Genomic DNA, 13547 nt, shown 5'->3' on the forward strand with positions numbered 1-13547 from the left:
GACCAGACCTATGAAGCGAAGCCGATGAACCGTAACGACTTGCGTCGCGTCGACCTGAACCTGCTGATCGTGTTCGAGACCTTGATGCACGAGCGCAGCGTCACCCGCGCCGCGGAAAAACTGTTCCTCGGCCAGCCGGCTATCAGTGCGGCGCTGTCGCGCCTGCGCAGCCTGTTCGACGACCCGCTGTTCGTGCGTACCGGGCGCAGCATGGAGCCCTCGGCACGGGCGGTGGAAATCTTCGCCCTGCTCTCCCCGGCGCTGGACTCCATCTCCACGGCGGTAAGCCGCGCTGCCGACTTCGACCCGGCCACCAGCACGGCGGTGTTTCGCATCGGCCTCTCCGACGACGCCGAGTTCGCCTTGCTGCCGCAACTGCTCAAACGTGTGCGCGCCGAGGCGCCGGGCATCGTGCTGGTGGTGCGCCGGGTCAACTACCTGCTGATGCCCTCGCTGCTGGCGTCGGGTGAAATCTCGGTGGGCGTGAGCTGGACCAGCGACCTGCCGGCCAACGCCAAGCGCAAGGTGCTGCGTCGCAGCAGGCCCAAGGTGCTGCGTGCCGACAGCAAGCCGGGCAGCCTCAGCCTGGATGAATTCTGCGCACGCCCGCATGCCCTGGTGTCGTTTGCCGGCGACCTGAGCGGGTTCATGGATGAGATCCTCGAGAAGCTGGGGCGCAAGCGCCATGTGGTGCTGGCCGTGCCGCAGTTCAACGGCCTGGGCAGCCTGCTGACCGGCACCGACATCCTCGCCACGGTGCCGGACTACACCGCCGAGCAGCTGACCGCCGCCGGCGGCCTGCGCGCCGAAGACCCGCCGCTGGAGGTGCAGAGCTTCGAGCTGCATATGGCGTGGCGCGGGTCGCAGGACAATGATCCGGGGGAGCGGTGGTTGCGGTCGCGGATTCAGATGTTCTTTGGCGACCCTGACAGTCTTTAGGGGCTTCGCGCATGCTTGTTAGCTGGTCATTTCTACTTTTTCCGAGCCTCAAAGAGCCATTTACTTCCAGCTAATTGCTACATTTTGGGCATATTTGAGGGCATGCTTTGGATGGTTTGAAAAGGATGCCCCCAGTCTGGCGGCAAGCAGGCTATTAATGAGGATGAATGGACTGAAGGGATATGAGCCCCCGCCCCTACCCGCATCAATGGCCGAGTCGTTGTGAGCGCGCCATCCACCACGCTGAACAAATGCGTGCAAATGTAAAAAATTATGATGGCATAATGCCTCTTCAATCGGCAAAATCCACACGCCCCCAAAGGATTTGAAGGACCGGTTCCGATGACATGGCCAGTCACGCTGAAACTCGACAGCGCAGCCTACCCGCTCAACGTGGTACAACGCACCGCTTATTCCCTTGCCGATACTTTCACGATCCAGGTCGGCATTGAAGCCAATCAGATAAGCCTCATGGCCCACCCCGCTAAAGCAAGGTTAATGCTTTCCCCGGAGCAGGCCCACTCGCAGATCCTTCAGCATCTGAACGACTTCGCCCTACGCGACCATATCAACCGCGAAACAGCAGGGCTGCGCGAAGTCCTGGCCCGAGCCGCGCTCGCTGGATGTGGGATTTCCCAGTGACACTGATTGCGACAGACGCCAAGCACTACCGCTTGCTGCCTTTTCGATTCATGCGCATGAACACGGGACATGACCGTGACATCCTGCTCACCTCCGATACCGGTGAGTACATGCACGTGAACGACGCGCAATTACGAGCCCTCAGTTACTTCGACGTTCAAGCAAGTACGCCTTTTTACAAGGACCTGCTGGCCCGCCACTTCATCTACGAACCAGGCTGCCACGACCCGTTCCCGGAAATGGCAGCGCAGTATCGCAGCCGCAAGGACTTCCTCTTCCAGGGCCCTGCACTGCACTTGTTCGTGGTTACATTGCGCTGTAACCACACCTGTCAGTACTGCCAGGTGTCGCGGGCCCCTCTGGGAGGATCCGGACACGACCTGTCGGAAGCGGATGCGCAGGCGGCGGTCGATCGCCTGTTCGAATCGAACGCTCCCGCACTGACTGTGGAGTTTCAGGGTGGCGAGCCGCTTCTGGCCTTCGAGCGCGTCCGCCAGATTGTCGAATGGGTCGTTGAACGGAACGTGGTCGAACAGCGGGATATCCAATTCGTCATTACAACCACGCTGCACCACCTGACGGAGCAAATACTCGACTTCGCAGAACAACATCGCATCCAGTTTTCGACCTCGCTCGATGGGCCGGCGCCCTTGCACAATGCCAACCGCCCTACCCCGTCACGAGACTCCTACGAACGCACTGTAAAAGGCATCCAGTGGGTCCGTGAGCGCCTTGGCCAAGATTCAGTTTCCGCGCTGACCACGCTGACTTCCAGAAGCCTCGAACAGCCTGAAGCGATCATCGATGAGTATGTTAGCCAGGGTTTCTCCAGCATTTCGCTTCGGCCTCTTAGCCCTTATGGCTTTGCCACCAAGAGTGCCCATCGACTTGATTACCCTATTGAGCGATACCTAGTCTTCTACAAGAAGGCACTGGCCTATTTGCTGAATATCAATCAACAGGGCGTATACCTTTGCGAAAGTTATACGAGCCTGTTGCTGAAAAATATCCTGACACCCTTTTCCTCCGGCTACGTAGACCTGCGTTCCCCTGCTGGCGCTGGCACTGCGGCGCTGGTTTACAACTATGACGGTTACGTCTATCCCTCGGACGAAGCCCGAATGCTGCTGGAGATGGGTGAAGAAGGCTTGAGGCTCGGCACCGTGCAGCAACCCTTGTCTGAATTACTCACATCGCCCGTTATGAATGCGTTGCTCGCCAGTGGTGTTGCAGAGGCGCTGCCGGGCTGCTCCGATTGCGCACTTGTCCCGTACTGTGGCGCTGACCCCATCGAACACTATGCCCGCCAAGCTGACCCGATCGGACACCGAGTGTTCAGCAGCTTCTGCAAGAAGAACATGGGGCTGCTGAAGCATCTTTTCGGCCTGCTTCGCGATGGCGACGACAACGTGCAGAGGGTGCTGCTGTCTTGGTTGAACAGGCGCTCTTACAGTGATGTCCGGTTCCCGGGGTACAAGGGCTGAAGGCGATGCTGCGAAAAGATACCCACTTCGAAATCCATAACCTGAATGAGCCGAAACTGCTCAAGGTCATCACTCTGGATGAGTTCATCGAACAAGGCCTGGCTGTTTGTGCCGGAAGTGCTGAGTTCGGTGACCTGCTGCTTTGGCTGCCAAACGAAGAACGGCTACGGAGCCCGCATCTGCTCTCGTTACCAGTGGGTGGATTCCTGATCCCGGAGCCATTGATCGGCGACTTCGACAGCGCGCGGCCACACCTGCACACCCCTAAAGATGCGGATGTCGTGCAGCCCGGCGATGTCATTGCCATCACACCAGGCAACGCGATGGTGCGAGTGCTCTATCGACGAGGCTCAGACAGCAACCTGCTGTTCATGACCGATCGTTGCAACAGCCTCTGCCTGATGTGCTCGCAGCCGCCCAAAGATATCGATGACCGTTGGCACATCGAAGAGAACCTACGGCTGATCGACCTGATGGACCCGGGCGAGGAAAATCTGGGAATCAGCGGCGGAGAACCAACGCTTTATCGCGACGGCCTGCTCGAAATCCTGGCCAAGTGCAAAGCCGTCTTGCCGCAGAAATCCATTCATGTGCTCAGCAACGGGCGTCTGTTCCACGACACGAACTGGATCGCAGCGCTCTCTGCAATCGGCCACCCTCAGTTGAGCTGGGGCATCCCACTGTATGCCGACAATGCCGAAGACCATGACCATGTAGTGCAGGCTCCAGGCGCGTTCAGCGAAACCCTGCAAGGTCTTTACAATCTGGCGCGCGCCAACCAGATCATCGAGGTACGCGTGGTGCTCAACCGCCTGACCACGCCACGCTTGCCAGAACTCGCCCACTACGTGTTCAGGAACCTGCCCTTCGTGCGGCACGTTGCACTGATGGGTATCGAAAGTACCGGCCTGGCCAGGAAGAACTACGAAGAACTGTGGATTGACCCGCTGGACTATCAGGAATCATTGAGCCAGGCCGTGTATTTCCTGTTCAACCGCGGAGTGCCGGTTTCGATCTACAACTTGCCCCTGTGCCTGATCCCGGCACACCTCTCGCGTTTCGCCCGCCAGAGCATCTCGGACTGGAAGAACCTGTTCATCGATACCTGCCAGCAATGCGCTGCGGTGAAACATTGCTCTGGCTTCTTCAAATCGCACACCGACCGCTGGCAGAGCCGCGGCATACAACTACTATCGACCGAGGCCTTTAGCGCCTATGCAAGGAGTGCACAGTGAAATTGCTCGACCGCTGGAAAGTCCTGATCAGTGGGATCAGTTTGCTGCCAATGGCAGGTACCACCCTGGCACAGGCAGGCCATCTGTCGCTCGCCGATGCGAACTGGCAACCCAACGACAAGCTACAGCCCCCAGTATTTGCCGATACGCTCAATGCGCCAGACACCGTCAACATCTATGCGGCACATCGCTCGCACAGTTCACACCGGTCCCACAGCTCGCACAGTTCTCACTACAGCGGCTCGGGTGGCTATAGCGCACCTCGCTACTACAGCACACCCGCTACCAGCACCCGAAGCTACAGCGCGCCGAGTGCTTCGAGCGGCACGTCCAGCAGCAACAGCCTTTATCAGTCGACTGGCACTACCAGCGGGACGAGTTCGAGCACTTCAAAGAGCCGCGCGACCAATGAGCAGAAAAGCAACCTGGTCACCCGTGTGCAGACCGCGCTGATGGTGCGTCAGTATTACCAAGGCGCCATTGATGGGGTGATGGGCAAGGCGACACGTGGTGCGCTGATGGCCTTTCAGATGGACAGTGGGCTGACCGTGAATGGTCGGATGGATACGCCATCGCTGAATGCGTTGGGTATCAAGATTCCATAAGTCGCCTCAGGGCTAAAGCTAGCGTCCATTCAGCAACGAAGGAGTTATCCAATGCAGCAAGCACATCATTCAAGTCGACAACACTCTCTGGGCATTGATCAGCCGCCTACAAGGCAAGGAACTGCAAACACCGTCGCGTCGCGCCCGTTTCCGGATCACGACCGTTGATGCAAATCGTGTTGTGATTGAGACCGGATCGGAAGACTCGCAGTTGGCGCTGACTCGAGCAGCTTTTCAGCAAACGCTGGACTACCTCGCCGGTAACAATCATTTCGGCCAAGCACACGCTGTGCAAATCGGCTCCAATCACAACTACGAAGAAGCTGGCCCACTCTGCCGGGCGGCTCGTTATAGAGCAGAAGGCCAGCCGGGCCCTACCAACATCACCTACATTCTGCCGATTCTGGAGCAGTGCCAGGCAGTCGGCATCCGGTCAACCACCCCAACAGCACTTGGCTGCTGCCCTGAACCGCTGCTGATATCTTTACAAGGACGCCAACATGTACGCCAAAATGGACACCTTCCGCCCCGGCAGTGCCGCTTCGTTCGATCAACCCTGCAAGGTTACGATCGACATCGAGTTTATCACCGTCTCCTATGACGACGCGGGGCAGACCTGGCAATACCGAGGCCAGGCAAAAGGCCCGGGGCATTACGAACTGCAAGCAGAAGGCTTCGACGGTAGAGCAACGCTGCACCGCTTCGAAGGCTCGAATGTGCTGGAAGGCACTTGGGTCGAAGACGGCGTACGCGGGATGTGGCGAATTGTCTGCCAGCCGATTGATTCGCCATTCGTGCCAACTAAATAAGCTAAACGCGTGGTGGCTTGAAGGGCCGCCACGGGGTCATCTGCCTCAGCTGGCAGAACAAGAGGTACTTAATCGCCCCGGACTCTCTAGACACTTTGCAAACTCATTTAAATTTTTCTGCCTGCCTAGAGCCTTGTCAAAAATGTTCTGTGCCCCCCCTGACAGCCTGCAACAGCCCCCTGCCGGCCTGCCACATCACGACAAGCCACAGACGGACCGCCAGTACCAGCTGGCAACCGAGCGACAGGATGCAGCCCCTCAAAGCTGCCGATGCAGTGAATCATCGACGCAACAGCACGCCATCAGCCCCCCCAATCAACCAGCACTCACCACATGCTTCAACTCCTGAAACGCTGCCAGCCCCCAGGGGCCGAGCTCGCGCCCGATGCTGCTCTGCTTGTACCCACCCCAGGCGGTCTGCGGGAAGATCACCTGAGGCGCATTGATCCAGACCATGCCGGCCTGCAAGGCATCCGCTACCCGGTTGGCCGCAACGCGGTCGCGGCCGACCACCGTGGCCACCAGGCCAAAATCACCCTGGTTGGCCAGCGCAATGGCCTCGGCTTCGGTGCCGAAACGGCGGATGCAGATCACCGGGCCGAAGATCTCCTCGTTCCACAAGCTGCTGTCCAGCGCCACGTCGGTGAACACCGTCGGCGCAACGTAGAACCCCTGCGCCAAGCCCTGCGGGCGCCCACCGCCGCACTCGAGCCGGGCGCCCGAAGCCAGCCCGCGCGCGATGTGCGCCAGCACACGCTCGTACTGGGCACGGTTGACCAGCGCACCCATCTGCACCCCGTCGACAAAGGGGTCGCCAACGATGATCGCCTGGGCGCGGGCCCTGACCTTTGCCACGAAGGCGTCCGCCAGGTGCTCGGCGACCAGCACCCGGCTGGTGGCCGAGCACATCTGGCCAGCGTTGTAGAAGCCGCCGCCACAGGTCAGCTCGACCGCCAGTTCCAGGTCGGCGTCCTCCAGCACGATCAACGCAGACTTGCCGCCCAGCTCCAGGCTGACACCCTTCACCGTCTCTGCCGCACGCTGCATCACCTGAACCCCCACCGCGTTGCTGCCGGTGAAAGAGATCTTGGCCACCTGCGAGTGCGCCGACAAGGGTGCGCCCACGGCCAGGCCGGTACCGCACACGATGTTCAACACGCCCGCCGGCAGGCCCGCCTCGAGAATGATCCGCGCCAGTGCAAGCTCCGGCAACGGCGTGACCTCCGATGGCTTGAGCACCACCGTGCACCCCGCAGCCAGGGCCGGCGCCAGTTTCCAGGCCGTGGTGACCATGGGGAAGTTCCACGGCACGATCAGCGCAACCACGCCACACGGCTCGCGGCGCAAGCGCGCGGCATAGTCGCTGACAGGCAGCTCCACATCGCGGTCCTGTGCAGCGTCAAGGCCCTGGGCCAGGTCGGCGTAATAGTCAAAGGTGGCTATCACGTCGTCCACGTCCAGCCCCGCTTCGGCCAATGGCTTGCCGTTGTTGCGCGATTGCAGCGCCATCAGGGTTTGGCGGTTCTGCTGTATGCCCCGGGCAATGCGGCGCAACACCTGGGCACGCAACGCGCCAGTGCTGGTTGACCACTGCGCAAACGCTGCAGCGGCGCTTTGCACGGCAAGCTCGACGGTTTCAGCGTTGCCCCCGCCCACCGTGGCGATTAGCGCCTCGGTGGAGGGGTTGATGACTTCGAGCGGCGGGCCGTCGGCGAGCCATTGCTCGCCGATCAGCACGCCGGCGAGCACTTCGGATGAACATTCAGGAGGGAGCATCGTCATTCCTTCGCAAGCGGCTCAGAGGCCGGCCTGCAGCTTCTCGATGAACTGGCGGATCCGCTGGCAGGCGTCCAGCAGGTCCTTGTCGGCAACGGTGAACGACACCCGCACGAAGCCCGCGCAACTGGCGCCAAAGGCCTGGGCATCGAGCACCGAGACGCCGGTCTCGCGGAACAGCGCCCAGGCAAAATCGACGCCCGACAGGCCCGTGGCACGAATGTCCAGCAGCATGAACATGCCCGCCTCGGGCACCTTGCCCTTGATCAGCGGCACCCCGTCCAGCTCCCGGGCGATCAGGTCACGGCGGCGGGTGTAGAGTTCGCGGGCCGAGGCGACGATCTCATCGTCCAGCTCGATGGCCTTGAGCGCGGCTTCCTGAACAAAGCCCGGCAGACCGTAGAGCATGCACAGCAGCAGGTTGTCCAGGTGCTGGACAAGGCTCGTGGGCGCCACCACCCAGCCGACCCGCCAGCCGGTCATGGCGTGGGATTTGGACAGGCTGTTGAGCACCACCGTGCGCTCGGCCATGCCCTCCAGGCTGGCGATGCTGATGTGCGGCGCGTCGTAGGTCAGCTGGCAGTAGACCTCGTCCGAGATCACCCACAGGTCGTGACGCCGGGCCACCTGCGCCACCGCCTCCAGCTCCTCGCGGGTGTAGACGTTGCCGGTGGGGTTGTTCGGCGTGGCCAGGGCGATGCCACGGGTGTTGGGGGTCAGTGCGGCTTCAAGCGCCTGGGCCGTGAGGCGAAAGTCCTTCTCGGCAGGCTGCTCGATGCACACCAGCCGCGCACCGGATGCCTGCACGCTGGCAGCGTAGGTCAGGTACATCGGCTCGGGCACCAGCACGTCATCACCGCTTTCGAACAGGCACATGGCTGCGGCGTACAGGCCGTTCTGCGCACCGGCCACCAGCGCGACGTTCTCGGCGGCCACCGGTATGCCCAGCAGCTTGCGCTGCTTGGCCGCGATGGCTTCGCGCAGCTTTTCCCGGCCCACTACCGGGGTGTAGTGGGTATCGCCGGCCTTCAGGGCCTGGATCGCGGCCTCGCAGATCGCATCGTCCGTCGCGAAATCGGGGTCGCCGATGCTGAGGATGATCGCGTTCTCGCCCCGCTCCTGCGCCTGGCAGGCAGCATAGTGAATGTCCCATGCGGCTACGCTCTCGCCGCTGATGCGTTGAACCAGAGATGAATACTTCATTTGAATTCCTTGTGGCGTGCAGACCGACGCCAATACGTTAGCCACTAGACTCGACGCTGCGAGGTGGTGCCCATCAACTTGAAGCTCTTTTCGATGATCAGGGCCAGGACGATGTAGGTGATCGCCACCAACAGCAGCGGCTCATAGACCCGCAGGGTCTGCGAACGCACGATGTTGGCGGCGCCGAGCAGGTCGGTAACCGCGACGGTGGAGGCCAGCGCCGTGGATTTGAGCAGCATCACGCTCTCCCCCGCCAGGGTTGGCCTGACCATCTGCAATGCCCGCGGCAACCAGACCCTGCGCAGGATCTGCCCGCGGCGCATGCCATAGGCGCGTGCCGCTTCGAGCTCGCCCCTGGGTACGGCGCGCAGGCCACTGCGCAGCACTTCGCCCACATACGCCCCCACGCTCAAGGTCAGTGCAAGGGCCACATACCAGAACCCTTCGCGCAGGTAGGGCCACAACACCCCGCCCCTGATCAGCGGGTAGCTGGCCAGCACGCTGCCGACGCCGTAATACAGGATGTAGATCTGCACCAGCAGCGGCGTACCGCGAATCACGCTGCTGACAAACCTGCAGGCGTTGGCCAGCACGACGCTGTTGGACAGGCGCCCCAGGGCCATCGCGATAGCCAGTACAAACCCGAAGCCTGCCGAGATGAGCAGCAACTGCACGGTCAGGCCGGCACCGCGCAGCAGTTCACTGGAAAAATCATTCAGCCAAGTCAAATCCATGATCGTCCCCTTATACGTTCCTGGGCATCCAGCGTTCGAAGCCGGCCTCGAACTTGCGGAACACCATGCTGGAAACCAGGGTGATGACGTAATAGAACGCCGCGACCACCAGGTAGAACAGCAGGTAGTGCTTGGTGCTGGCCGCCGCCTGACGCCCGGCGGTCAGCAGTTCGCTGTAGCCCACCACGCTGATCAGCGCACTTTCCTTGACCAGCACCAGCCACAGGTTCGACAGGCCCGCGATGGCGAACGGCAACATGCACGGCAGGATGATCCGGCTCAACAGCTTTGCCCGCGACATGCCGTAGGCCCTGCCGGCCTCCACCAGCCCCGCAGGAATGGCCTCGACGGCGCCGCGAATCACCTCACCCGAGTAGGCGCCCTGGACAATCCCCAGCACCACGACCGCAGCCAGAAAACCGTTGATCTCGACACTGGGCCGGCCCATCGCGGCCATCGCCAGGTTCAGCAGGTCGGTGCCTGCGTAGTACAGCAGCAGGATCAGCAGCAGTTCCGGCACGGCGCGGTACAGCGTGGTGTAGCAGTTGGCACAGGCGACCATCCAGCGTGGCCCCCTGAGCTTGATCAACGCGACGAGCAGGCCGATGCACAGGCCCAGCGCGAAGGCCCCCAGGGAGATACCCAGGGTTTTCACCGCGCCCTGGGCCAGGGTTTGAATCCAGCCCTCGGCGAACAGCAGATTGGACATTTCAGAAATGGTCATACAGGCACCCGATCACCCGCGCAGGTTTCAACCGCCTCATTGGGCGGCTGTGACACTGGATTTGAAGTAGCGCGCACCGATGGCGTCGTAGGTGCCGTCTTCACGCACGGCCTTGAGCGCCTGGTTCAGCTTCTCGCGCAGGGCATCGTCGCCCTTGCGCACCGCCGCGCCGATGCCCTTGCCGAACAGCGGGTCGGCCGGCGCGATGCCCTTGCCGGCCAGCATCGCGTTGTCGGGCAGTGCCAGCATCGGCTCCACCGAGATCTTGTCGGCCAGCATGATGTCGATGCGGCCGCTGCGCAGGTCGGCCAGCAGGTCGTCCTGGTCGTTGTAGTAGCGGATGGTCGAGCCTTTGCCGAAGTACTCCTTGACGTAGGCCGAATGGCTGGTCGAGCCCTGCACGCCGATGATCTTGCCCTTGAGCCCTTCCGGGGTGGGCGTCAGTTCCAGGGCGGCATCCCCGACCCACAGTGCGGGCGTCTCGATGTAAGGGTCGCTGAAGTCCACCACCTGCTCGCGTTCGGGGGTGATGGACATCGAGTTCATGATGACGTCCACCTGCTTGGAGCGCAGCGCCGGAATCAGGCCGTCCCAGGCCATTCCCTTGAGCGAGCACTCGGCCTGCATGCGCTTGCACACTTCGCTGATCAGGTCAGGCTCGAAACCGCTCCACGCACCATTGCTGTTTCTGAAGGAAAACGGCGGGTAGGGTTCCTGGGAAATCGCGAACACCACCTTGTCCTGGGCGTGAGCGACATTGATCGCCCCGGCCAGCAGGAGCGAGTGCACGACAGCAACGAGTGTCTTTTTCATTTAACAGTCCTTATGCAGCTATTGTTTGGTTTTTGGCAGCGGACAATGCAGGGGCACGCCCCCGCGGATGAATAGTGTTGTTATGAGCGATTGTTCTGCGCCATCACGAACTGGCGGCACCGCTCGCTGTGCGGGTCGAGCATCACCTGTTGCGGTGGGCCCTGCTCTTCGATCTGGCCCTGGTGCAGGTATACGACCTGGGTGGAGACATCCCGCGCGAACGCCATCTCATGGGTCACCAGGATCATCGTGCGGCCCTCCTGCGCGATGTCGCGGATCACCTTCAACACGTCGCCCACCAGCTCCGGGTCCAGCGCCGAGGTAGGTTCGTCGAACAGCATCACCTTGGGGCGTACCGCCAGTGCCCGCGCGATGGCGACCCGTTGCTGCTGGCCACCGGACAGAAACGAGGGGTAGTCGTGGCGCTTGTGGGCCAGCCCGACCTTCTCCAGCAACTGCTCGGCATGCGCGATCGCGTCCTGGCGCTTCTCACCCAGTACATGCACCGGGGCCTCGATCACGTTCTCCAGCACGGTGCGATGCGGCCACAGGTTGAAGTTCTGGAACACCATGCTCAGGGTCGCACGCAGCCGCTCGACCTGGCGCAGGTCGGCGATCTCGCGCACCCCGCCACGCCCCTGCCTGAACCTGACTTCCTCGTCGTTCACGCGCAGGCTGCCGGCGTTGGGAATCTCCAGCAGGTTGATGCAGCGCAGCAAGGTGCTCTTGCCCGAGCCGCTGGAACCGATCAGGGACACCACGTCCCCCTCATGGGCACGCAGGGAGATCCCTTTGAGGACGTGATGGTCGCCGTAGCTCTTGTGCAGGTCATCGATGGCGACGACGGGGGTCGACTGCACGCTTGGCAGCCCTTTTTCGTGGATCATGCTTCGATGTCCCATTGTTGTTGATCAACCCGACCGGACAGCCCCGTCAGGCAGGCAGAAAGTCCGAGGCGTTCAGTTCGATGACGTGCGGCTCGCCGCTCTCCAGGCCTTGCAGCAGATCGCGCAACCCGTCCAGGCTGCCGGCGGTGTGGTACTGCACATGACAGGAGCGTGCGAAGGCCGCGAAGTCCGGCGTGAGGATGTCCACGCCCAGGGGCGCAATGTCGCGCGCCGTCATGTAGTCGCGAATTTCGCCGTAGCACTGGTTGTTCCACAGCACCAGGATGACCCCGATGCCGTGCTCGCGCGCCGCGATCAGTTCGGCGCTCGAGAACTGCAAACCACCATCGCCCACCAGCGCCACCACGGCACGTTCAGGCAGGGCAACCTTGGCACCGATGGCCGCCGGCAGGCCGTAGCCCAGCGTTCCGTACCCGGTACCGGCGTTGAACCAGGTGCACGGGGCCGGTGCGCGATAGCCCAGCGCGCCCTGGTACACCGGCTGCGTCGAATCGCCAACCAGGATCGGCGCCGGCAGGCTGTCGCGCAGCGTATCCAGCAGCGCCTGCATGGCCTGCTGCCTGCCGGTCCAGCTGCCGCGCTCGGCGGCATTGACCCGCGGCACGTTCAACGCGGCCCAGTCACTGTCTGCGGCCGCCCCGGGCAGCGCTGCGATCAGGGCCTGCAGCCCCAACCGTGCGTCGCCAAGCAGCCCGACGGCTGCGCGTTGCACGCCCAGGATCTGCATCGGGTCGATGTCCAGGCGAATCACCGGCACCTGCAGGGCCAGTGGCCCGAGGCCGAAGAAGTCGTAGTCGGTTTCGCCCAGCTCGGTGCCCACCGCCAGCACCACATCGGCCTGGGCGAAAAGTGCACGGCCATGGGCGGACGATTGCACGCCATCGAGCAGCAGCGGGTGCGCAGGCGGCAGGATGCCGCGTGCATTGGTGGTCAGCGCAACGGGTGCCTGGAGACGCTCGGCCAGTGCCCGCAGTGCATCACTGGCACCGCGCGCGCCGCCGCCGGCAAGAATCAGCGGCCGCCGTGCCGCGCCCAGCAGGGCGGCGGCCTGCTGTACGGCCGCCTCGGCAGGCGCGCTGGCCAGCGGCAATGCGCGAGGGCTCAGGTCCAGGCCATCGGCCGGCATTTCCAGCACATCCAGCGGGATCTCGATATGAACCGGGCGCGGCCGGGCGCAACCGAACAGCGCGAAGGCACGGGCAATCACCTCCGGCAGTTCCTGCGGGCGCTGCAGGGTATGGCTGAAGGCACACACGCCGGCCACCATGGCGCGCTGGTCAGGCAGTTCGTGCAGGTAACCGTGCCCCAGCCGCTGGTGCTCGCGACGGCTGGTGGTGGAAATCACCAGCATCGGCACCGAGTCGGCGTAGGCCTGGCCCATGGCGGTCAGAATGTTGGTCATGCCGGGGCCTGTGATGATGAAGCACACCCCCGGCTTGCCACTGGCTCGGGCATAGCCGTCCGCCATGAACCCTGCGCCCTGCTCGTGGCGAGGGCTGACATGGCGAAGCCGGCTACCGTGCAATCCGCGATACAACTCAACAGTGTGCACGCCCGGAATACCGAACACGGTGTCCACACCATAACCTTCAAGCAGTTTGACGAGCGCCTGAGCACAACTAGTCATTGGGTCTTCTCCTGTTATTTTTACCAGACCGCCGAGGCATTTTTCAGT

13 protein-coding genes are annotated in these 13547 nt (G+C 62.4%); 6 read left to right on the top strand and 7 right to left on the bottom strand.

What is annotated here, in order from left to right:
• The first annotated feature begins 24 nt into the window (after positions 1-24).
• The 6 genes from ACPRTJ_RS25390 (at position 25) to ACPRTJ_RS25415 (ending at position 5714) form a co-directional block, all read left to right on the top strand.
• Positions 25-939 (top strand): LysR family transcriptional regulator, encoded by a 915-nt coding sequence (locus ACPRTJ_RS25390; RefSeq protein ID WP_043863986.1) that lies wholly within the window; start codon positions 25-27, stop codon positions 937-939.
• A 342-nt stretch (positions 940-1281) separates the two neighbouring features.
• Positions 1282-1581: a His-Xaa-Ser system protein HxsD gene (hxsD, locus tag ACPRTJ_RS25395; RefSeq protein ID WP_054914385.1), complete on the top strand. Its 300-nt coding sequence runs from the start codon at positions 1282-1284 to the stop codon at positions 1579-1581.
• On the top strand, positions 1578-3065 hold the full coding sequence (gene hxsB, locus ACPRTJ_RS25400) for a His-Xaa-Ser system radical SAM maturase HxsB (RefSeq protein WP_426427540.1): 1488 nt from the start codon (positions 1578-1580) through the stop codon (positions 3063-3065). Before hxsD ends, hxsB begins: the two co-directional genes overlap by 4 nt.
• A gap of 5 nt (positions 3066-3070) precedes the next feature.
• On the top strand, positions 3071-4300 hold the full coding sequence (hxsC, locus tag ACPRTJ_RS25405) for a His-Xaa-Ser system radical SAM maturase HxsC (protein WP_054914383.1): 1230 nt from the start codon (positions 3071-3073) through the stop codon (positions 4298-4300).
• Entirely contained in the window at positions 4297-4905 is a 609-nt protein-coding gene (gene hxsA / locus ACPRTJ_RS25410) for a His-Xaa-Ser repeat protein HxsA (protein WP_426427542.1), read from the top strand. The genes hxsC and hxsA overlap by 4 nt, the downstream gene beginning before the upstream one ends.
• 500 nt (positions 4906-5405) lie before the next feature.
• Positions 5406-5714, top strand: a complete 309-nt coding sequence (locus tag ACPRTJ_RS25415; protein WP_054914380.1) for a hypothetical protein — start codon at positions 5406-5408, stop codon at positions 5712-5714.
• Positions 5715-6029: 315 nt separating this feature from the next.
• Here ACPRTJ_RS25415 and ACPRTJ_RS25420 read toward each other — a convergent pair whose 3' ends face one another.
• The 7 genes from ACPRTJ_RS25420 to ACPRTJ_RS25450 all read right to left on the bottom strand — a co-directional run bounded on the left by ACPRTJ_RS25420 (position 6030) and on the right by ACPRTJ_RS25450 (position 13499).
• Entirely contained in the window at positions 6030-7490 is a 1461-nt protein-coding gene (locus ACPRTJ_RS25420) for an aldehyde dehydrogenase family protein (RefSeq protein WP_426427544.1), read from the bottom strand.
• A 21-nt stretch (positions 7491-7511) separates the two neighbouring features.
• A complete protein-coding gene (locus ACPRTJ_RS25425) occupies positions 7512-8693 on the bottom strand; it encodes a pyridoxal phosphate-dependent aminotransferase (protein ID WP_043864003.1) in 1182 nt (393 codons plus the stop codon).
• Positions 8694-8737: 44 nt separating this feature from the next.
• Positions 8738-9427 (bottom strand): ABC transporter permease, encoded by a 690-nt coding sequence (locus ACPRTJ_RS25430; protein ID WP_043864004.1) that lies wholly within the window; start codon positions 9425-9427, stop codon positions 8738-8740.
• Positions 9428-9437: 10 nt separating this feature from the next.
• Positions 9438-10151 carry an ABC transporter permease gene (locus ACPRTJ_RS25435; protein WP_043864005.1) on the bottom strand — a complete coding sequence of 238 codons (714 nt, stop codon included), beginning with the start codon at positions 10149-10151 and terminating at the stop codon, positions 9438-9440.
• A 36-nt stretch (positions 10152-10187) separates the two neighbouring features.
• On the bottom strand, positions 10188-10964 hold the full coding sequence (locus ACPRTJ_RS25440; RefSeq protein WP_054914377.1) for a transporter substrate-binding domain-containing protein: 777 nt from the start codon (positions 10962-10964) through the stop codon (positions 10188-10190).
• Positions 10965-11044: 80 nt separating this feature from the next.
• Entirely contained in the window at positions 11045-11851 is an 807-nt protein-coding gene (locus tag ACPRTJ_RS25445; RefSeq protein WP_054914376.1) for an ABC transporter ATP-binding protein, read from the bottom strand.
• A 46-nt stretch (positions 11852-11897) separates the two neighbouring features.
• Positions 11898-13499 carry a 5-guanidino-2-oxopentanoate decarboxylase gene (locus ACPRTJ_RS25450; protein WP_043864007.1) on the bottom strand — a complete coding sequence of 534 codons (1602 nt, stop codon included), beginning with the start codon at positions 13497-13499 and terminating at the stop codon, positions 11898-11900.
• Positions 13500-13547 lie beyond the last annotated feature (48 nt).

Source organism: Pseudomonas palmensis (genome assembly GCF_049942755.1).
Taxonomy (GTDB): Bacteria; Pseudomonadota; Gammaproteobacteria; order Pseudomonadales; family Pseudomonadaceae; genus Aquipseudomonas; species Aquipseudomonas palmensis.